This is a genomic window from Fluviicola chungangensis, assembly GCF_007558725.1.
Taxonomy (GTDB): Bacteria; Bacteroidota; Bacteroidia; order Flavobacteriales_D; family Crocinitomicaceae; genus Fluviicola; species Fluviicola chungangensis.
Genome location: NZ_VLPL01000001.1, coordinates 291,922 through 313,514 on the forward strand (window position 1 = coordinate 291,922; position 21,593 = coordinate 313,514).

Annotated in this window: 20 protein-coding genes and 2 tRNA genes; 10 read left to right on the top strand and 12 right to left on the bottom strand. The window is 40.8% G+C overall.

Going from position 1 to position 21,593, the window contains the following annotated elements; translation table 11 throughout:
• Positions 1–84: 84 nt before the first annotated feature.
• Entirely contained in the window at positions 85–327 is a 243-nt protein-coding gene (locus tag FO442_RS01400; RefSeq protein ID WP_144331347.1) for a hypothetical protein, read from the top strand.
• Between the two features lie 109 nt (positions 328–436).
• On the opposite strand, the gene FO442_RS01405 is transcribed toward FO442_RS01400, so the two are convergent.
• Positions 437–718 carry a hypothetical protein gene (locus FO442_RS01405; protein WP_246073799.1) on the bottom strand — a complete coding sequence of 94 codons (282 nt, stop codon included), beginning with the start codon at positions 716–718 and terminating at the stop codon, positions 437–439.
• An 18-nt stretch (positions 719–736) separates the two neighbouring features.
• Here FO442_RS01405 and FO442_RS01410 point away from each other — a divergent pair, with 18 nt between their 5' ends.
• The 3 genes from FO442_RS01410 to FO442_RS01420 all read left to right on the top strand — a co-directional run bounded on the left by FO442_RS01410 (position 737) and on the right by FO442_RS01420 (position 3,081).
• Entirely contained in the window at positions 737–1,474 is a 738-nt protein-coding gene (locus tag FO442_RS01410) for a hypothetical protein (protein WP_144331348.1), read from the top strand.
• Between the two features lie 74 nt (positions 1,475–1,548).
• Positions 1,549–2,217 (top strand): hypothetical protein, encoded by a 669-nt coding sequence (locus tag FO442_RS01415; RefSeq protein ID WP_144331349.1) that lies wholly within the window; start codon positions 1,549–1,551, stop codon positions 2,215–2,217.
• Positions 2,218–2,229: 12 nt separating this feature from the next.
• On the top strand, positions 2,230–3,081 hold the full coding sequence (locus FO442_RS01420; RefSeq protein ID WP_144331350.1) for a hypothetical protein: 852 nt from the start codon (positions 2,230–2,232) through the stop codon (positions 3,079–3,081).
• Between the two features lie 23 nt (positions 3,082–3,104).
• Here the strand turns inward: FO442_RS01420 and hemB are convergent, their stop codons facing one another.
• A complete protein-coding gene (gene hemB / locus FO442_RS01425; RefSeq protein ID WP_186279825.1) occupies positions 3,105–4,073 on the bottom strand; it encodes a porphobilinogen synthase in 969 nt (322 codons plus the stop codon).
• 213 nt (positions 4,074–4,286) lie between these two features.
• On the opposite strand from hemB, the gene FO442_RS01430 reads away from it, so the two are divergent.
• Genes FO442_RS01430 through FO442_RS01440 form a run of 3 tightly spaced genes read left to right on the top strand, consistent with a single transcriptional unit; the run spans position 4,287 to position 8,720 of the window.
• Positions 4,287–5,174: a hypothetical protein gene (locus FO442_RS01430; protein ID WP_144331352.1), complete on the top strand. Its 888-nt coding sequence runs from the start codon at positions 4,287–4,289 to the stop codon at positions 5,172–5,174.
• A 10-nt stretch (positions 5,175–5,184) separates the two neighbouring features.
• Positions 5,185–5,607 carry a hypothetical protein gene (locus FO442_RS01435; RefSeq protein WP_144331353.1) on the top strand — a complete coding sequence of 141 codons (423 nt, stop codon included), beginning with the start codon at positions 5,185–5,187 and terminating at the stop codon, positions 5,605–5,607.
• 29 nt (positions 5,608–5,636) lie between these two features.
• A complete protein-coding gene (locus tag FO442_RS01440; RefSeq protein ID WP_144331354.1) occupies positions 5,637–8,720 on the top strand; it encodes an ATP-binding cassette domain-containing protein in 3,084 nt (1,027 codons plus the stop codon).
• Between the two features lie 442 nt (positions 8,721–9,162).
• Here FO442_RS01440 and fabG read toward each other — a convergent pair whose 3' ends face one another.
• The 7 genes from fabG to proS form a co-directional block, all read right to left on the bottom strand.
• Positions 9,163–9,909, bottom strand: a complete 747-nt coding sequence (fabG, locus tag FO442_RS01445) for a 3-oxoacyl-[acyl-carrier-protein] reductase (protein WP_144331355.1) — start codon at positions 9,907–9,909, stop codon at positions 9,163–9,165.
• A gap of 121 nt (positions 9,910–10,030) precedes the next feature.
• Complete coding sequence (locus FO442_RS01450) at positions 10,031–11,740, bottom strand: putative porin (RefSeq protein ID WP_144331356.1); 1,710 nt, start codon at positions 11,738–11,740, stop codon at positions 10,031–10,033.
• 75 nt (positions 11,741–11,815) lie between these two features.
• Entirely contained in the window at positions 11,816–12,067 is a 252-nt protein-coding gene (rpsT, locus tag FO442_RS01455) for a 30S ribosomal protein S20 (RefSeq protein WP_144331357.1), read from the bottom strand.
• Positions 12,068–12,096: 29 nt separating this feature from the next.
• Positions 12,097–12,168 (bottom strand) — tRNA-Glu (locus FO442_RS01460).
• Between the two features lie 8 nt (positions 12,169–12,176).
• Positions 12,177–12,251 (bottom strand) — tRNA-Glu (locus FO442_RS01465).
• 68 nt (positions 12,252–12,319) lie between these two features.
• Positions 12,320–13,000 carry a hypothetical protein gene (locus FO442_RS01470; protein ID WP_144331358.1) on the bottom strand — a complete coding sequence of 227 codons (681 nt, stop codon included), beginning with the start codon at positions 12,998–13,000 and terminating at the stop codon, positions 12,320–12,322.
• 101 nt (positions 13,001–13,101) lie between these two features.
• The gene (gene proS, locus FO442_RS01475) at positions 13,102–14,577 is read right to left on the bottom strand and encodes a proline--tRNA ligase (RefSeq protein ID WP_144331359.1); all 1,476 of its coding nucleotides are present in this window, start codon (positions 14,575–14,577) and stop codon (positions 13,102–13,104) included.
• Between the two features lie 86 nt (positions 14,578–14,663).
• On the opposite strand from proS, the gene FO442_RS01480 reads away from it, so the two are divergent.
• Complete coding sequence (locus FO442_RS01480; RefSeq protein ID WP_144331360.1) at positions 14,664–15,560, top strand: hypothetical protein; 897 nt, start codon at positions 14,664–14,666, stop codon at positions 15,558–15,560.
• Positions 15,561–15,569: 9 nt separating this feature from the next.
• Complete coding sequence (locus FO442_RS01485; protein ID WP_144331361.1) at positions 15,570–17,060, top strand: hypothetical protein; 1,491 nt, start codon at positions 15,570–15,572, stop codon at positions 17,058–17,060.
• Here the strand turns inward: FO442_RS01485 and FO442_RS01490 are convergent.
• From FO442_RS01490 to FO442_RS01500, 3 genes are all read right to left on the bottom strand, one after another.
• On the bottom strand, positions 17,051–18,583 hold the full coding sequence (locus FO442_RS01490) for a hypothetical protein (RefSeq protein ID WP_144331362.1): 1,533 nt from the start codon (positions 18,581–18,583) through the stop codon (positions 17,051–17,053). The two genes, FO442_RS01485 and FO442_RS01490, sit on opposite strands and share 10 nt — an antisense overlap.
• A 315-nt stretch (positions 18,584–18,898) precedes the next feature.
• The gene (locus FO442_RS01495; RefSeq protein ID WP_144331363.1) at positions 18,899–19,888 is read right to left on the bottom strand and encodes a glucosaminidase domain-containing protein; all 990 of its coding nucleotides are present in this window, start codon (positions 19,886–19,888) and stop codon (positions 18,899–18,901) included.
• Between the two features lie 177 nt (positions 19,889–20,065).
• Complete coding sequence (locus tag FO442_RS01500; protein WP_144331364.1) at positions 20,066–21,112, bottom strand: acyl-CoA reductase; 1,047 nt, start codon at positions 21,110–21,112, stop codon at positions 20,066–20,068.
• A gap of 102 nt (positions 21,113–21,214) precedes the next feature.
• Between FO442_RS01500 and FO442_RS01505 the strand changes: the two genes are divergently transcribed.
• Positions 21,215–21,562 carry a 4Fe-4S dicluster domain-containing protein gene (locus FO442_RS01505; protein WP_144331365.1) on the top strand — a complete coding sequence of 116 codons (348 nt, stop codon included), beginning with the start codon at positions 21,215–21,217 and terminating at the stop codon, positions 21,560–21,562.
• Positions 21,563–21,593: the final 31 nt, after the last annotated feature.

Consider the following 21,593-nt stretch of genomic DNA (forward strand, 5'->3'; position numbering starts at 1 on the left):
TTCAGTTTGTCCGCTTCACTGTTTTACCACCGGCGTCGCACTGAAAATCGACGCATATTCGCTTGAATTTTAAAGTATAAATAAATGTTTCCATTTCACGTTATCGGGTTACTGACCCTTCAGTTCATCGCCTTAATAGGCGCATTTTTCTTCAAAGCACATGTTCAACGACACGAGCTTGATAAACGCTTTCAACGAGCCGGTAAGTTTTTGGTCATTGCAATCCACGTTTTAATTGTTTTGACGATTGCACATGCCATCATTTATCACCTGCATTGCGGTTGTCCAATGACAAACCATAGTTGTGTGAAAATGATGCATCATTAAACTAAAGCTGCCCATTGAAAAGTGGGCAGCTTTAGTTGTCTTTATAGATAAGTCTTAATATCCCGATCCGCCGAAGCAAACCCGGATTTCATATCCTGTAAGAACCCCATTACTCAATCTTGATACAACCGTTCTTGATAGAGATTTTTTGACCGTCTTTCACTTTCACCCAGCCGCATTCTGTTTTAATCTCTACTTCAGAAGCACTGGTCTGAACAGACGCAGAACTTGTGGTAGAAGCACTGAATTCGATTTTCTGAGTAGATCCATTGGAACGAACCTCCATCGTGTACTTTTTAGAATCGTTATTGTAGTAACGGATTGTGAACGCACCAGCCACATTTGCCAAAAGCAAAAATGCAACCGATAAAAAAGCCATTTTTAATTTCATCTTGTTGATTTTAAGTTTGTGTACAGTAAATATACAGATGATAATTTATCCAAATACGAATTTGTTCCTTCAGTTGATATTCGCAGAGAACGAATTGATATTCGTTCCGGATATTTTATTCAGATAACGTATTTTTACACATGTATGGGAATTGATTTAAGAGTAATAACCGGTCACCGATTATCCGCAAAACAAGTGATGGATTTTCCGGATTGGCTGGAAAAACAGCAGCAATTAAAGGACGTATTTATTGAACATAGTGCCAGTAAGTTGTATTTCGGATATAAACGTGCGGATATTTTATCCGGATTGGAGAAAAAAAGTACTTGGGAGAATTATACAGAAGCGGATCTATTGGAATCCTGGGAAAACAATGAAGATCCCGAACGGGTAGATGAAACGGGATTTATACAGGTTTCTTTAGTTACTTATTTCGGATTTATTTATTTTAACAGGGAAACAATTGAAGTTATGTATTTTCCGGAACATAAGTATTCAAATCTCACTGAAGTTCCGCAGCGTTCCTACATCTTAAATTTCAGTAAAGCACTTGCACAAGCTTTCGGACAAACCCAAATTGTTTATTGCAGTGATACCTATGAAACAGAATACATTGAAACACTTGCCAGTGAAGGGAAAAACCTGGAAACGATCATCAAATTGGGAATCGAACGGTTCGGATCACCTCCGAAAACGATTGAGGCGGCAATTGTAAACCGTTTTTTTATCGATGACCTGCACAATCCGTTAAAATAGAAATAATTCTGTTATCTTTCATTCGTAATGAGAAGATATTGACCGAAACAGAAACCTTATAACCCCAGGGAACTATGTCCGAATTTGTCACCTACGAAAAATTTGCAACAACGGCCGAACTGAAAGCTTTTGCAGAACTGCTGAGAGCGGAAAACATTCCTTTCGAGCTGGAAGATGATGTGGAAATATTTGACGTTAGTTTTGCAAACGCCAATCATCATCGGGATTACCGGATCAAATTGTACCCGGAAGATTTTGCCCGTGTGGATGAGCTCCGAAATCGCCTGGCAGAAGTTGACCCCGATGAAATAGCCCCGGATTACTACCTTTTTCAGTTTACAGATGAAGAATTAATTGATTTGATCTCCAAACAAGACGAATGGAGCCCGTTTGATTTTCAGTTGGCGCAGAAGATCTTAAAAAAGCGCGGCAAAGAAATCAGTGCACAACAGTTGACGGTGCTCAAAGAGCAACGCATGGATGAATTGGCTCAGCCGGAAAAGGATGACAGATACTGGGTGATTATCGGTTATATCCTTGCCTTTCTGTTTTCCTTTTTCGGGATTATCATGGGAATCTATATGCTTTCGAGTAAAAAAACGCTTCCCAATGGTCAAAGAGTACACTCTTTCAATCAGTCGACCCGTAATAGTGGAATGATCATTTTACTGATTAGTTGTGTGGTGTTTGCTCTTGTAATGATCCTGAGGTTGTTTAGAGTGTTTTTCATTTTCAATCTTTAATCCATTAACTCTATGCGTATCCTGTTGATCCTCTTTTTAGGTATGGCATCATTGATTGTACGGGCTCAACAAGAAAAAGATTCCGTTCGTTTGGTAGACATTCAGTCGTCGGAATGTGGAGGAATATATTATGTAAAACCTCATTTCTTAGGCAAGGAAACCATAGGAGATACTACATTTATTAGTTTGTCTTGTAGTAATAATTGCGCTGGCTACAATAACCCTGAAGTTAGATTGTCTGAAGATTCTGTACTGATCTCAATTCATTACGGAGCAAAAACAACTCGTCTTAAATTATTGAATGGAAAATATATTCATGAAGAGGACATGAATTTACACCCCAAAGATTCAATTCTGGAAGAAGTAACGGAAACATTTGCTGCATGCGATTGCTGCTACATATTTAATTTAAAAATTGTTGGCCTGAACAATCCTCCTAATTACTTGTACTTTTACAACAAAGAATTTATCGATCCGAATTACAAAGAGCTTCCACGAAAACGTTTCGAACTTCCGACCTTTTCAGGGAAAACTGATTCAAAAATTTGTAGGGACATTTATAAGATTGTTTCAAAAGACAAGTCTCTTCTTAAAGAATCTCCTGAATTTCATGTTATTTTATCCGTTGACACATCGAATTGCACTTTCAAAAGTATAATGCTAAGATTCGAACAAGACGAAATCAACAAATCAATAGCTGATAAGCTGAAAAGTTACTTTCAATCACAAATAAAGATCAATTGCAATATCAATAAGGATGAATCTATTCTGATCCAGGATTACAGACTTATTTTTGAATATAATAAAGAATCAGACAAGTTAATAATGTCTATTAGGTCGGACTGGCGCATACCGTACGATTAAAACTTTTGCATTTTGAATTAGGATCATTTCATCATCCTCGCTGCATCCGGTGCAAAATACGTCAAAATCCCATCTGCTCCTGCTCGTCTGATACTCAACAGCATTTCCATCACTGCGCGGTCGTAATCCAACCAGCCGTTCTTAGCCGCTGCATAAACCATGGCACATTCGCCACTCACATTGTAAGCAGTAACCGGTGTTGCGAAGTTTTCTTTCAATAAATGAATGATGTCCAAATAACATAAAGCCGGCTTTACCATGATAAAATCTGCTCCTTCAGCGATATCCAGTTCCGCTTCAATCAATGCTTCCCGTTTGTTAGCCGGATTCATCTGGTACGTCTTTTTGTCCCCGCTTTTTGGTGCGGAATTCAATGCGTCCCGGAACGGTCCGTAAAACGCACTCGCATATTTTGCGGTATACGACATGATCGATACATCCTGGAAACCCGCAGCATCCAGCTCGTCGCGGATAAATCCTACTCGCCCGTCCATCATATCGGAAGGCCCGATGATGTCAATTCCTGCCTGCGCCTGGGCAACTGACATTCTTCCCAAAATATCCAAAGTAGGATCATTCACGATCTTTCCGTCGACCACTAATCCGTCATGTCCGTCTGAAGAATACGGGTCCAGAGCCACATCTGACATCAGAACTGCTTCGGGGAACTTCTCTTTCAGGGTGCGGATACTATGCAGGTAGAAATTTTCGTCGGCATAACTGTAACTCCCGATTTGGTCCTTCAAGTGCTCATCCACCGCAGGAAACAGGTCGAATGTCATAATCCCCAGGTTCATCCACTTTTCAAACTCCGGAAGCAACTGATCAATACTCCAGCGGTAATTTCCCGGTAAAGAAGCAACTTCTTCCCGGATATTTTTACCATCCTTCAGGAATAACGGGTAAATCAAATGTTGAGGGCCCAACTGCGTTTCTTCCACCATGGCTCTGATGGCTGCATTTTTGCGGTTTCTTCTCGGACGAATATTCATGTTTTCTTTCTTTATATTCAAAAATACAGGATCATTCATTTCTGATCTTCATTTGCATTCTCATACAATCGATACAAATTTAATCAGAATCCGGAACTATTCGTTCAGACCGACGTTTTAAACAATTCCGATTCAGAATTATCAACAAGGAAGTTCCATTAACATTTTTTTGTATATTTTCGTCTGTACGTTAACGAAGAAACAATGCGACTTATGAATAAGCTATTAACTACTTTCACAGTAAGTACCGGGATTGTACTTATGATTAGCTCCTGTGGTTCGGAGGAAGAAAAGAAGCCTGAAATAAGCAAGGAAGTCATTGACCCCAATAGTTCCTTGAATGCTAAGTTCGATGACAAGATCTTCAGTATTCCTTCACCTATGCAAATGGCCATGTTGCTGGAGGAATCCAAATCGCCCTACAACGAGTTCTTATTGAACGACCTGGAAAAGGTAGGTGATTATACTTCCGAATACAAAAAAGCCATGAATCTGGGGGTTTACGGAACGGATTTAGGATATGTGTCCATTTATAAGCAAAACAGCATCGCTTTAAAATACCTTTCAACGATTGAAAAATTGACCAGCAAACTGGGGTTGGAAGGAGCTTTTGACAAAAATTTCATGTCCCGTTTCGAGAAGAATTCTACCAACAAGGATTCCATGATGGTCATCGTTTCCGATGCGTTTAAAAAATCGGATAACTTCCTGAAATCGAATAACCGCAAGAGCGTTTCTGCCCTGATCCTGGTCGGCGGATGGATCGAATCCATGTACCTGGCTTGTAATATCAATAAAGAGCATGCCAACCAGAAGATTCTGGACCGTATTGCAGAGCAAACAGAAACACTGAATACGATTATCGATCTGCTTTCGGATTACAATAAAAAAGGTGAATGGGATGAATTAATCAAGGATATGAAAGACCTGAAATTCTATTTTGATCAAATCACGATCAATTATGAATTCATGCCGCCTATTACCAATGCGAAGAAAAAAACAACGACACTGAGACACAAAACAGTTGTAACTGTTGACTCCAGTACCTTGAATTTTATTAATCAGAAAATCGAATCCATTCGGGGAAAAGTAATCGAATAACACTAGTCATATGAAAAAGTTAGCATTATATAGCATTTTTACTTTATTCGTTGGGTTTGGAGTAAAAGCACAGGATTGTGAAACCTTAGTAAAGGACTGTGAGAAAATACTAAAAGGAAAAGAGCAGAATTTCGTTTCCGACGGACAAGTTTATACGGCTTTTTTGGATCGTGAAAAAGCGGAATTCAAAACCACCTTCTTCGGAGGGACCACATATCGGATTGCCGCTACTGCAGGCACCGATGATGAATATGTCATTTTTACCGTAAAAGATTTACAGGGAACGGTACTTTTTTCCAATAGAAAATATAAAAACTCCTCCTATTGGGATTTTAAAGTACCCAGAACCATCCCCGTTATCATAGAAACGGAATTGGACATGGATAAAAAAATCACCGGCTGTGCCGTAATGATGATCGGATTCAAGAGATAGTATTTTTTATTAAATAATTCCAGGATAGCATGAGTGAACGCATACTCCGCGCTCTAATGCAGTTATTCGCGATTATCGCGAAGGTTGATGAAGTAACAGACCCCACAAGCGAAGCCATTGAAAGTTCCAATGGACGACGAATTGTAGAAGCATTTTTAAGAACAGAATTAAACGACGAATTGCTGCAGAAGTACATTCAGTTGTTTGACGAATTCCTGTTAGTTCACCATTCAGGATCCGGAAAAAAAGATGGACAGCGCAAAAGAACATCCGTAAACTCCGTAAAAGTTTTACGCATTTGTGCACAGATCAATGAAGAGTTGACTCAGCGACAAAAAATGATCGTGTTGCTGCGTATTTTTGACTTTATTCATGCGAACGACCACGTACACGAACAGGAACAGGAATTTGTTCACACTGTTTCCGAATCGTTCAACATCCCGGATTTCGAGTACCAGCAATTAAAATCTTTTGTTGAGGCATCAAGTGAAACCATCCTCGATGATGACCATTTTATGTACATCACTGAAAAGGACCTGGAACTGACACATGCAAAACTGATCAAACCGGATGGATTTGACGGTTTGATATCCGTAATTCGCCTCGAAAGTGTCAATATTTTGTTCTTCCGGTATTTTGGTCACGACGAATTGATCCTCAACGGACAGATCGTTTCCAATGAAAGAAGGCATATTTTAAACCAGGGGTCCACCCTGCGTACCAATAAATCCGCACCGATTTATTACAGCGATGTTATTTCCCGTTTCCTGAATGATGCGAACCGGGAAAAGATCACGTTTAAAGTCGATCACTTGCAATTTCACTTCAATAGCGGAAAAATTGGTTTGCATGAAATCAATTTCATAGAACAATCCGGAAAATTATTGGGTGTGATGGGTGGTTCCGGTGCCGGGAAATCTACTTTTCTGAACGTTCTGAACGGAAACTACGCTCCTTCGCACGGCGCAGTTACAATTAACGGAGTGGATCTTCACCGTGAAAAATCAAAGCTTGAAGGAGTCATCGGATTCGTTTCGCAGGATGATCTGTTGATTGAGGAATTGACGGTCTTTCAAAACCTGTACTTTAATGCGAAGCTTTGTTTCAATGATCTGTCCGAATCCCAGTTGAAGAAAAAAGTCCTGGACCTGCTTTCAGATATCGGGTTGGGTGATGCTAAACATTTAAAGGTCGGAAGTCCGCTTGAAAAGACGATTTCCGGCGGGCAGCGCAAACGCCTGAATATTGCATTGGAATTGATTCGTGAGCCGGCCGTGATGTTCGTGGATGAACCGACCTCGGGGCTTTCTTCCCGCGATTCCGAAAATATCATGGACATGCTCAAAGAGCTTTCCCTCAAAGGAAAACTGATCTTCGTGGTAATCCATCAGCCGTCTTCTGAGATTTTCAAAATGTTTGACAAACTGATGATCCTGGACCAGGGAGGTTATCCGATCTTTGACGGAAATCCGATCGATGCGGTTGTATACTTTAAAACCCATGTGCATCATGTCAATGCGAATGAGCGTGAATGCCCGATTTGCGGAAACGTGAACCCGGAACAGATTTTCAATATCATTGAATCGAAAGTGGTTGATGAATACGGAAATCAGACCAAAGTGCGCAAAGTCTCTCCTAGAGAATGGAATGAACGTTATTTGTCTCATTACAAAACTCCGGATATCGAGGAGATCACCGAACCGATCAAAGGAACTTCCCGCATTGCAAATAAGGTGAAACAGTTCAAGGTATTCTTCCTGAGAGATGTTTTGAGCAAACTGGCAAACAGGCAATACATGTTTATCAACATGCTGGAAGCCCCTGTTTTAGCGGCAATTCTTTCATTCTTTGTGAAGTTTTTCAATACGGACGGAAAAGGACACGAGGACTATGTGTTTTACGAAAACGAGAATATCCCGCAATATTTGTTTATTTCAGTGGTAGTTGCTCTTTTCCTGGGGTTAACAGTGGCAGCCGAAGAAATTATCAAGGATAAGAAAATCCTGAAGCGCGAAAGTTTCCTGAATCTTTCCCTGGGCTCCTATCTGTGGTCGAAAATCCTGATTATGTTTATTGTTTCGGCTATTCAAACAGCTTCTTTTGTACTGATTGGTAACCTGATTCTTGAAATTCATGGGTTGTGGTGGGAATATTGGGTAATCCTGTTCTCCACTTCCTGCATGGCAAATATCCTTGGACTGAACATTTCAAGTGCGTTCAACTCTGCGAAAGTCATCTACATCATTGTTCCCCTATTGATTATTCCGCAATTGATCTTTTCGGGTGTGATCGTGAAATTCGACAAGCTCCATCCTATTTTCTCTTCCAACAATGAAGTTCCATGGGTTGGAAATGCAATGGCATCACGCTGGGCTTACGAAGCATTGGCTGTGGTTCAGGCGAAAGACAACCAGCACGAAAGCCAGCAATTTGAATTGCATCAGAAGCAAAGTAATGCAGGTTGGAAACGGGATTACTGGATTCCTGAAATGAAGAACCAATTGACGATTTTGGCGGACAAAAAATCTTCTCTGAGCGACTTTGAAAAAGCAAAACGCATTTTGGCGAATGAGGTGGAGAAAGAAATTTCCAATTGGGATAACTTGGAATGCAAGGACTGTATTGCCGGATTGGAGAAATTACAACAAGGAAAATCATCTATCCAGGAAGTCCAGTTCAATATTGGTGCTTTCCTTGAAATATTAAAGAAGCAATACAATTTGACATACAACGAAACCACGGAAGAATTGGATCGGTTGGTAATGAAAATGGGTGAGAAAAATTATGAACTTTCGCAGTCCATGCATGTCAATGAAAGTTTATTGGATCTGGTTACAAACCGCACGGAAGTGCAAAAAATTATTGTGACGGATGATGAGCTGATCCAGAAAGACGATCCGATTTATATCGATCCAAAGAATACGCGCTTGTTAAATGCTCCGTTCTATTCGTATAAAAAATACTGGTTCGGCATTCCGATGAGCACATTCCTTGCAAATATTTTGGTCTTGTGGGGAATGACTATTCTGTTGATCGTGGCACTTTACTATGATCTGCTTCGTAAGGTGCTTGGGATTTTCTCCCGGGTGGGATCATCCAGAAGTTATTCATAAGAATATTGACAAAATAGTAGGGGCGCGATTAATCGGGAATTAATCACAATTGACACCCATACTTAATTTTTACCGCAAATGCGCAAATTTTAGCTCGGCTACCGCACTCGCTTTTGAATTGTGTAAACGCATAGTTTTATGAGTCATTGCAAGACGAAGAGGCGACTGGTAAGGGGAATTATGTACTTTAAACAGGTAGTGCCAAAATATCCTAGGTGCTTCAGCATTTCAGTGCCTGCTGGCACGCACTCTTTATCTTTCCCACAAATGCACAAATTAACTGCTCGGCTACCGCACTCGCCTAAGTGGCGACTGGTAAGCGCCTCCAATATTTGTGCATTTTATAACACAGTTTATATTATAAAATAGTTTGGGTGCGAATAATACGTATACCCAATTAATCGCACCCCTACTTGTATTTATAAAAACCTATTCGATTTGTTTACATCAACATTCCCCCACACACGTGAAGTGTTTGTCCCGTAATGTATGCTGACATATCAGATGCCAGGAAAACTACGGCGTTTGCAACGTCGATCGGTTGTCCTCCTCTTTTCAATGGAATGGAATTTCTCCATTCTTCCACTACTTTTTGATCTAGTGCACCGGTCATCTCCGTTTCAATGAAGCCCGGAGCGATTGCATTGCAACGAATACTTCTGGATCCCAATTCCTGAGCTACTGATTTTGTGAATCCGATCAAACCTGCTTTAGATGCTGCATAGTTTGCCTGACCGGCATTCCCGCTAACACCTACAACAGATGACATATTGATGATCGATCCCGAACGCGCTTTCAACATCGGGCGCTGAACTGCTTTTGTCAGATTGAATGCAGATTTTAAATTCGTATTGATCACTTCATCCCATTGCTCTTCTGTCATTCGCATCAAGAGTGTATCACGCGTAATACCTGCGTTATTAACAAGCACATCAATGGTTCCGAATTTCTCCACAACATCGTCAACCAATTTTTGTGCCTGGTCGAAATTTGCTGCATCCGATTTGAATCCAACTGCTACTCCTCCGTTTGCCGTTAACTCCGCTTCCAAGGCACGTGCCTTCTCTTCTGAAGATAAATAGGTAAATGCCACTTTAGCACCTTGTTTTACACATTCTTCCGCGATGGATTTGCCGATTCCTCTGGATGCACCGGTAATTAATACAACTTTATTATCTAATAATCCCATGTATAGTTTTTTGGTCTTCAAATATAGGAAAGGTTTCCTTTATACACACGAAATGAAAAACTAAAGTTCAAAGGTTTTAATGTTCAAAAGTTTAAACCTTTGAACCCTTTTAGACTTTGGTTTAATTGAAAAAATCCCATGAAACTCCAAACCGGAGTTGAAGCGGTGTAACCGGGTACCCCACCCCTTCGAAATGGGTTGGCTTTACAAAAGTCTGCTCAATGTTTTCCACACGAATGAACCACCGGAAGTATCCCAGATCAAATTGACTGAAAAAATGCAATTTCATCATGTCATTAAACTGTCTGCCGGTAAATGGTAAAGTATAGGTATTGATTTGGGGAACAAAATCAATCAATTGGTAATGAATGATATACCCTACTTCTATACCGGTTACTGTTTTCAATTTTTTCGCTTTGAACAATCCGCCGTTATAAGCAATTCGTCCGGAAATCAGCCAGTTGGGAAGAATGTCGCCGGTGCTCTCCCGGTAACTAGCCCTTCCCTGTACTAATAATTTTCTGAATGAATATTCAAATCCGGCCTGTATTCCCAACACATTCAAGGATGTTAAGGTGTCCTGTCTCCATTTGTTTTGAATGAAAACCGGCATTTTTGAATTATTCTCGGTGTAGGCCTGGAGGAAAAAAGGAACAAACCGATTTTGATTCGTCCAGTTTAGTTTCAGTGAGGTCCGAGTGCTCAATACTTTATCCGTCCAGCTATAGGACAAGGTATTTCCGTAATACGATCGCTGATAATTTTCCGGGTACTGTCTGATGAACGCTCCGTTTGCTGAAAATATGTTTTTCCCGAAAGCTTTCTTTGCATCGGCCATAATCCGGGCTTCTCCGTTTGCCCCTACAAAAGTGTAATTCGCCAGCGCATTCAGGGAATATCCCCTGACATGCATGTCCAGTGCCGCAAACCCGTGAACTTCCGTCGTGTCCTGGTGAATAACTAAGTTGTCATAATCCCAATAACGTGTCCCAACTCCTGCTTCAATATTGAATCCGCGATTCTTATAAAAAAAACCGCCATTTAGTTTTAGTGATGATAATTCCCAGTAATCTGCTGTATTTGCAGTATCGTAATTGGTAAATCCATAGATTTGCGGGAGTGTATCCTGTTCCAGGTAGCGTTGATTTTTGATATCCAATCGCGGTTGCAGGATTACGCCTATTTTCTGTAAGGAATCTTTGGTAAATGAGATGTAATTTTTCCAATCGATGTGGAGTTCCTTTGTTTTATTTTCCGCATTTTGTTTTTCCACTTCCTGGAATTGAAGCGCAAAACCTTCCCGGATGGAATCGCCAAGCAATCCGTTACTTAAACGGTTATTGTTTCCGTAGAATGAAACATCAAGGATGGTTCCGTAGAATTTCGAACGATGCATCACTCCAAGTTGCACCGTATTCCGTTCAAAACTTGAATTGCGTAAATTCCCCAGTGTGCTGTTGCGGATATAATCGAATTGGATAAACGTATTTGAATCAATCGCCTGGGTATAGGTGATTTTTCCGAACTGGGCGGATTTGGATCCCATGGAATATTCAAATGCAATGTGTGGTATCGATGAAAACCGTCTTACCTGCGGTTTCAGCCATCCGGTACTCAGGTCTGAAAATGAGAAATTAAACTGAAAAGGATTGAAATCTCCTGGGAGCGTATGCTGATAACTCGCGAGGTTTGCATCAACGGAATCCAGCCTGCCCGAAATACGGTGTCCGGGTTTTAATGTATCCTGGAAGTAATTTCCAAAGGGAGATTGTGCCTCGCCGATAAGCGGACAGAAAGAGGTAACGAGTAGAAACAAAGCCCATTTCTTCATGAAACTTTATTAAAACACAAAAAGGCCTCATCGCCATTGGCAGACAAGACCCTTCTCATTTCTTAATGAAAATTCTTATAATTTATTCACAGCAACTGTCAAACCTGATTTCAAGTTTGCAGCCTTGTTTTTGTGAATGATGTTGCGTTTTGCCAATTTATCCAACATAGAAGTTACAACAGGCAATAGATCGCTTGCTTCTTTCTTATCTTTCAAAGAACGAAGTTTACGTACCGCGTTACGTGTTGTTTTGTGTTGGTACTTGTTACGCAAACGCTTAACATCGTTAGAACGAATTCGTTTTTGTGCTGACTTGTGATTTGCCATTTTTTTCTTTTATTACAAACTAAAATTTGCAGCCCATAGGAGAATCGAACTCCTGTTTCCAGGATGAAAACCTGGCGTCCTAACCACTAGACGAATGGGCCAACTAAGTTGGCAGCCCATAGGAGAATCGAACTCCTGTTTCCAGGATGAAAACCTGGCGTCCTAACCACTAGACGAATGGGCCGTTTTTGAATTTCGGAGTGCAAATATACTTGGATTTTTCCTATTTGCAAGATTTTCCGACGCTTTTTTCTAAAAAATATCTTTGTCTTCTGCTTCAAATTTGAAACCCAGTCTTTTACCTGTGGACATTTGACTACTGGCTTCTATTTCGTGCATCTGTAACACAGTCACTTTTGATACGATTTCATACGGCGGGGCTAATAAATCGAACTCCAGTGCATAGGAAAATGACACATGAATGATATTCGTAAGGATCGGATCAGTCAGGATGGAATTCGTCAAATCCCGGAATAAAAAGCCCAGCTGTCCCTTTCCTTCTACCATGAAATGTTCGTCTTTATTAACAAAAACCCTTCCGATCAGGTACCCCAGATCGTTACTCCTGTTTTTCAGGTAGGATTCGGCCAGGAAATTGTAAATATTGATGATTCCGAAATACCCGCGCGATTTGTCCTCTTTCAGGTAATCCGTTTGCCACAAAGGATGTTCATCCGGAAGCTTGAATACGTTGGTATGCATCTGGAAAACAAGCACATCACTTCCTATGTATACCTGGATCTGGAATTCTCCTTTGTATTCCAGGTGCAAGCGTATCCGACTGTCTTCTACAGATGCTCTGAGCGCCCCGATCTCTTCCATTAAATGAGATTTGAAGCGTTCGAAATGGTTCTTCGTGTCCTGAAAAATATCCTGCTTCAATCCAGCCTTCCGGACCAAAATATCCTGTATGATTTTTCGTGAATCTTCCATAATTCTAAATTGATAATTGACAATGTGAAAATTGAAAAGAGAGATTGTTTTTCAACTGCCAATCCCTCTTTTTTAATTATCAATTTTACATCTTCAATTGGTTAGTATGCTTTCGCAAAAACAACGCGTCCCTTTGAAGGAGCCCCGGTTACCATGCATTTGCCCGGTCCCGAAGGAATATCAATAGGAATACAACGTATAGTTGCCTTTGTTTCTTCTTTAATCCTGGCTTCTGTTTCTTTCGTCCCGTCCCAATGCGCCAGATAGAACCCGCTTTTTTTCTCCAATTGCGTTTTGAATTCTTCGTAAGTGTCTACCTCATGCATGTTGTCCAATCGGAACTGCTGAGCTTTTTTGAGCAGATTTTCCTGGATCTCTGAAAGCAATTTCACTACCGAATCTCCAATATTTTCAATGTTCATGGCGTATTTTTCTTTCGTATCACGACGAGCGATCTCCACAACTCCATTTGCCAGGTCTCTTGGCCCGATAGCAATCCGCACAGGGACTCCTTTCGCTTCGTATTCAGCAAACTTCCATCCCGGACGTTTTTGATCATCCGAATCGTACTTCACCTTCACTTTCAGCTCTTTCAATTCATCGGAAATTTTGGCAACCGCTTCATTGATCAGCTGAAGTTCTTCATCTGTCCGGTAGATCGGAACGATCACTACCTGGATCGGTGCCAGTAAAGGCGGTACGACCAATCCCTCGTCATCTGAATGGGTCATGATCAGCGCTCCCATTAAACGAGTTGAAACTCCCCAGGAAGTAGCCCAAACATATTCCTGTTTTCCCTGTGCATCACTGAACTTTACTTCAAACGCTTTCGCGAAATTCTGTCCCAAGAAGTGAGATGTTCCTGCCTGCAAAGCTTTCCCGTCCTGCATCATGGCTTCAATGCAATAGGTATCATCAGCTCCTGCAAAACGTTCGCTCTCGGTTTTATGACCTTTGATTACCGGCATAGCCATATACTTTTCAGCAAATTCGGCATACACATCAAGCATTTGTTCCGTTTCCCGGATGGCTTCTTCCTTTGTTGCGTGCGCGGTGTGTCCTTCCTGCCATAAGAACTCGGAAGTACGCAGGAATAAACGTGTTTTCATTTCCCAGCGAACCACATTTGCCCATTGGTTGATCAATATCGGTAAGTCGCGATAGGATTGTATCCATTTTTTATACGAATTCCAGATGATTGTTTCGGAAGTCGGGCGAACAATCAGTTCCTCCTCCAGCTTTGCATCCGGATCAACGATTACTCCTCCTCCGTTAGGATCATTTTTCAGACGATAATGTGTCACAACGGCACATTCCTTTGCAAAACCATCCACATGAGAGGCTTCTTTACTTAGGTAGCTTTTAGGGATGAATAAGGGGAAGTATGCATTCTGGTGACCCGTTTCTTTGAATTTTGCATCCAGGATATCGCGCATGTTTTCCCAAATGGCATAGCCATAGGGTTTAATCACCATCATTCCTTTAACATCCGAGTGTTCTGCAAGATCAGCCCTGGAAATTAAATCGTTATACCACTTGGAATAATCTTCGGCGCGAGTAGCGTACTTCTGTGACATTTTTGAGTATGTTAAATTTTAAGAATAAAACTGTAAAATTAGAAATAAATCAGCTATCTTTAATCAACCTTTTAATCTTTATCGTTATGTACCACATGTTAAAATTCGGAGCTTGTCTGGGACTTGTTGTATCTCTTGCAGGATGCGGAGCTTCAGAACATTTCATGCAGGATGATGTTTACAATACACGTACACCGATCATGCCTCCCGGGACAGATTTAAACGATGTGACGGACTACGCAACTTTTGTTGCAAAAAAGGAACAAACCGAAATTCCGCAGGAACGTACCACCTATGTTTCTCCGCGTCAGTACAACGATTTTTTCTACAACTCTCAATACCTGTTTTACGGGTATTCACCTTATTCACCGATAACGGGTATCGGTTATTATGGATACGGCAATTTCTATAGCCCCATGAACAGTTATTGGTACAATGGATTCGGTGGATACATCGGAAATGCATACCATTATGGATATAGCAGTGCTTATTACGGCTACGGTTATCCGTATACTTATGTCCCGGTTGCTTCCTGGTATACACCCATAAGCAAACCGAATACTGCCGGGAACTTATCCAACGCACATGCAGGAACTTCCGCCGGAAGAATGGGCTCAACAACCACCGGAGGAATTGTCAGTTACCAAAATCAACTGATAGCTAAACCGTCATTCGGCTTTTCAGGAGTCGGAAGAAATACACAGGTAAATTCTTCTCCGGTGGTGAATAATAGCGGAAGAATTTCAACTACAAGCACCAGACCAACAGCACGGCCTGTAAATACCGGAAGAACTTCGGTAGCAACAGAACGCTCAACAGATACATACCGAAGAGTGGAATCAAACACACACTCAGGAGGAAATAATAGAACTATCAATAGCAGCCCAAGAACGACTTCGCCTACGATCAGAAGCGGAGGCAGTTCAGGAGGAAGTGTTAGTTCCCCGGGTTCAGGAGGATCAAGAAGTGGTGGCAGACGATAATTTAAATTCATGAGATATTCATTCATTTTGGCTTCAGTTTTTACCGGGGCCTTTTTTTCGTTCGGACAAAATGAAACAGATGTATACCGATTATCCAATACCTATGTGCAGGGATCCGCACGATTTGATGCAATGGGAGGTTCTTTCGGAGCTCTTGGTGCCGAAAGCGGTTGTATCGGGATCAATCCGGCCGGATTCGGAAGGTCCTCAGTAAGTTCTTTCTCTTTTGGTTTTGCAGGCACAAGTGTCAAAACCACTTCTCATTACAGAGGAAACGGAGAGGCAGTCTCTACCGGAACGTCATCAATGGATGCTTTTAAAGTTCGGATTCCCAATTTAGCGGGAACTGTCGTTTCGGATGTGTCCAGTTCAAACTCCGGGCTGATCTATACCCAAATCTCATTTGGTTTGAACCGGATTGCAAACTTCAATAACTCCTTCAATTATAGCGGGCAGCAATTCGAATCCCTGCTGGATGTTTTTGCATCCGGAGCAAATGGTATAGATCCGACAATGCTTTTTGATTATCAGCCTTATACTTCTTCCCTGGCCTATCAGACTTATGCTATTGATCCCGATGCAAACAACAATTACTATCCCAGGTTGAATTCCGGGGATGTAATCCATAACCGGACTGTTTTAAACCGGGGCGGAATCAATGAGTTTTATTTTGCCATCAGTGCGAATTACCTGGACAAGATCTATTTCGGGGCTTCCCTTTCTTATAACACCGTCAATTTTGCCGAATCCGTCATTCATAGGGAAACACTTACGGATACAACCGGGGTTTCGTTGAGATCATTCATTTACCAATCAGATTTCATCAGTAAAGGTGGTGGGGCGAACCTGAAATTGGGCGCTATTTTTCTGCCGACTGATTTCCTCCGTTTGGGAATCGCTTTACACACCCCTACTTTTTATCAATTGACCGATGAATCCACCGCAACAATGCAGGCATTGCATAACGACGGCGTACGAACAGTTGATCCTTCTTTTATTCCTGCTGATAAATACAAATACCGAATCTGGACTCCAACGAAATTGGTGGGATCTTTGGGATTGGTATTTGGTGATAACGGATGCATCAATGTTGATTTGGAATACCTGAATTACGGTTGGGGAAGAATAAAAACAACCAATGATGAGGCTTATGCTTCCTATGATTACAAGGCTGAAAACCAGGTAATCAAAAACCAACTGGTTGACGCATTAAATGTACGCATCGGTGGTGAATGGGCTATCAGTAACATGGTTTTTATTCGTGGTGGTTACGGTTACTATCCAAAAGGAGATACCCTTGCTAGAACTTATGGCAAGAATTACAGCCAAACAATCAGCGGAGGCTTGGGATTCCGAATCAACCGGGTTTACCTGGACCTTTCTGTTCGCTATTTAATGACCAGTTCTGTTTACAAAGCCTTTTATGAGAGCAGAACCGATTTAAATATAGTAAACACGACATTCAATATCGGGATGCAATATAAATTCGACTACAAGTGATTGTATTCTTTAATTGCTTTTGAAAAGTCTGTTTTATCCAACTTTGAATTGATCCATGCCGGAAGATGGAAATAATCCAGGATTACACGTTCCTGCTGATCTTTCATTAATTCGGCCACTTCGACCTTCATTTTGGAAAGAATTTCGTTGCGCTGAGTAAGGTTCATACTTTTGGCCAGCTTTCGAAGGTGTTTGATCACCACATTTTCAATTTCGTAATCGCGGTCGTGTTTACTCAAATACCTGTTGGTGGATTTAATCACATATTCCAGAAAATCGTAATTCTCCAATTCCAGGTGAATAATCAGATTAAAGATGCGCGCAAAGCTATAAATGTCTTGTCTCAGGCGCTGTTCATTGTCGTTCAGCACTTCGTTGAGCGTAGATAAGGCTTTTTTATAGTCTCCTATCCCAAAATACGTATACGCTTGGTTGTAACTAAACAGGATGTTCTGTTCTTTAGACACTTTATCATCCAGGTCGCGAAGCCTGACGCGGACTTCATCTGCCAGTTTTGCCGAAGCTTCAAAATTTCCTGTCGCGTGATTCAAGGCAAACTCCCCGTTGTAAGATATGGTAAAGATACGTAACGACAAGTCCATGGAATTAAATCCCTTCCCTCCTTCCAATGAGCGAATTTCATGAATGACATTGGTTGCTTCCTTGAATTGTTTGTTATCGATGTAGCATCTCAACAAATGAGAAAGCGTCAGGATATATCGTTGACCCAAATCTTCTTTGATCAACGGGTTATTGTCCAGGATATCTTTCGTTCGATTAAAGAATTGGAAACTGTCTTCATAATTCCTGTTCGTTGCGGCGCACAATCCCTTAATGTAATAACACATGGAAGAAGCTCTTGTAGAAAGAGCCGTATTTTTCCCTTTGATCAAATGATAGTCAGAGATGTCTTCTACGATCTTCCGCTCTTCTTCATTTCGTGTAAAACCTCCGGAACGGAATATTAAATTGATTTTGGAATAAATGACCTGGTATTCCGCCAGGTTCCTTAATCGGGCAATAACAAGCTCTTCTTCTTCTATAATATCGTCGAGGTTTCTTGAAAACTCACCGTCCTCATATGCTGCTTCCAGCAACTTTTTTTCCCAGGCGATCAATTCGTACCAATAGTAAAACTCCTCGTGTTCAATTGCCAGGCTTTTTGCCCGTTGAACGAACTTTTCGCACTCTTTGTAAAGTGCTTTGTTGTATAAAATTTCGACGTTTTTTAACTCTTGCTTCAGAATACTCGAAGCCGATTGCTCTGAATAATATACGCGTAAACTCTTTAGAATTAGGCGGTATAAATGGTTTTTTTCAGAGGGTAAATGCTTTACAAATGTCTCATTCTGAAAGAATTCCTTCAAATCCTCTTCTCTGTAAGCACCCTGCTTTTCTATAAAATCAAAAATTTTCAGGTAATTCTTCTCACCCGATTGCAACGCAGAAGAAAGCTTAAAAAAACGCTTCTCGGATTTCGTTAACGACTTGATTAATTTATACAGTTCGTTTGAGGGTTTCATAATACAGGAGTTTCTCAAATTTAACAAAATCTTTTAATCCTAGTATTTTTTTTAAAACAATTTAGCCTTGTTAACAGTCTGGATTAAACCCGATTCCGATTTTTTGCATTGAAATCCTAAGGAAAGTTCAATGAGTTCAATAGTTAAAATGTTCAAACTTTTCATCTTTTAATTTCAGCAACTAAAATCAGGTTTTAAACTTGTTGAACCATTTCATCCCAATAGCTATCGGGATTAGGACTTTGGAGAAGCAAAAAAAAGGTTGCGTTATGCAACCTTTCACAAACAACAACAATAAACTTCAACCTAGATGAACTAGCGAAGAAGGATCCTTTGCCCTTTTTGGACAGTTATTTTTTCGGATGTAAATCCGTTCATTTTCATAAGTTTTTTCAACTTAATTCCTTCCTGTTGAGAGATCTCTATCAATGTAATTTCTTGTGAAGGGATGAATGTTACATCCTTACATCTTGACTTATTTCTCTTCGGCTCAAGGTAAACGATATCACCTGGCTCCAACATGTCTTTCTTATCTACAAAATTGTTGTATTTATACATTTGCCACATTGCTAAATCGTATTCCTTCGCAATTTTATAATAGGTATCCCCTTTTCTTGCAACGATGTATTTTACCTGGTTCTTATTCTCCTTTGCGGTATGGTGTTCGTATTTCAGGCACGCTTCGTCAATTTTCATGGAAGAGACAGGCTTGTTGACTGCAGATTCTTTTGATTTTGCTTTGGAGTTTTCCTTCGCGTTATTTGCCAGTAAATCTGTTCCTTTAGTATCCGGAGCTGTTTTGTCATCGTATTCATACAGTTTCAGGCGCTCGATCAGGTCAATTAACTTCTCTGCATATTGCGGATGTGTTGCGTAACCTGCTTTTTTTAAGCCTTTCGCCCATGATTTATAATCGTCAACCGGGAACTGGAACAGTCCTGCATACCGGGGCTTTTTTGTAAGGAATAAACTGTGGTCGTTATACGATTCGGTTGCACTAGGGTACTTTCTAAAGCATTCTCCTTTTGCATCGTCATCAAAATAGATCTTTTCGCCCGTCCAATCACTGCACTTGATGCCGAAATGGTTATTGGCTTCTACTGCGAGCGGCGAATTTCCATTTCCACTTTCCAGCAAGCCTTGAGCAAGCGTGATACTCGCAGGAATACGGTAAGTCAGCATATGCTCTACAGCCACATTCGACCACATATTCACGTAATCAGCTTGGGTCATTTTTGCTGGGTTTTGTCCTCCATAAGAGAGAAAAGACATTCCCAATCCCACAATTGCTAAACTCTTTATCATATCAGTAAGGCATTGAATTCTTTCCTGAATACGCAAAAGTAACAACTAGGTTACAAAAAATGTTGAAAACTCTGAATACAATTGTTAATAACTCATGTTAAGCACCGCCCAAAAAGGGTTAAACGTACAGTAAGTCCAATTATTTCATTTTCTGAATGCTTTGAATATTCCCCTTGTCTATGCCAATGAATTCAACCAGGCACAGGTGTCGATCCCGTCCGCAAAATCGGTGATATCCGGAGCTTGTGCTTTCCCGAACGGAATAAATTCGTGTCCTACGATTGCCTGAAGCTCTTCTTTCATTCCTGCAACTTCTGACAAAAGCAATGCTTTTTCCTCATAGAACTCATAATAAATCACGGAAAGTGGCGCATGGATATCTTTGTCTTCCTTTAACATAAACACATTGTTATCCAGAAATGGGATTTGGTTCATCAAATAGACGGTCCGGTTATAATCGTAGTTGTTTCCGTATTTATGATGCTGGATCAAATAGGCTTGGTCCAAAAAGTTCTCAAAAATGCGATTCAGGTCGAATCCGGCAGGCAGATAAAGTTTCGACACATTGCGACAGCCCATTCCAAAGAAATCAAAACAATCGGAACCGAGTTTGTTTAATTCTTCGTTCGTTTCTGATCCATCCAACACCGCTATTGAAGTTCTGTTTTTCCGGAATAAATGAGGTACGTGGCTGAAATAGGCTTCAAATTGAGCAATCGAACTATTGCTTCCGGTTGCAATTACAGCATCGTAATTCCTGATCGGTCCCAAAGAAACCCAGATGTAATCTTTTAATTCGGGGTTCCATTCATGCATCCATTCGATCAGTTTCATCGGGATACGTGTATCGGAACTACTTAATTTGCATAAGGCCCTGTTTCCTGTAATTAATACACAAAGCAAATCGTGGAACCCGACAAACGGAAGATTTCCTGCCATGATTAAGGCGATGGTTTTTGGTTTGGATGCGAACGGATAAGAATCAGAAAATTTTTCAAGCGATTCTTTTTCAATTAAATGAATAATCCCATTTAAAGCTTTGATACAGTTCCCCCTTGTAAACCAGGGATTGAGTTGCACTTCTTTGTTAATCAACCGCTGAAAGCTTTGAAACTCCTCCTCTGTTAATCCGCATTCGTAACCGGGCCATTCTTCATTCGAGGTAAAAGCACTGATTGCTTTTCCAAGTTGGCCGAAAACTTCTATGATTGCCTTTTTTTCCACCTTGCAAAATTAATTCCTCTGTAAGGAAATCCGTTATTTTTTTGAAATATTTCCATGTTTAAATCCCAGACCTGCGTATATTTGCACAAAAAAAAGGCTCTTATGGCAATCATGATTACAGACGAATGCATCAACTGCGGTGCATGCGAACCGGAATGTCCAAACAACGCAATCTATGAAGGTGGCGCGGAATGGACGTATGCGGACGGCACGTCATTAAAAGGATTGATTACGACATTGAATGGTGAAGAAGTTCAGGCAGACGAACCTTTCGAACCGAAAGATATGGATGTTTATTACATTGTTACGGATAAATGTACCGAGTGTGTAGGTTTCCATGATGAGCCTCAATGTGCGGCAGTTTGTCCGGTTGATTGTTGTGTAGACGACCCGGATTACCGTGAGAGTGAAGATGAATTGCTTGCAAAAAAAGACTTCATGCACTTGTAAGAACAAGCGTTTATCCTTAAATTGTAACACA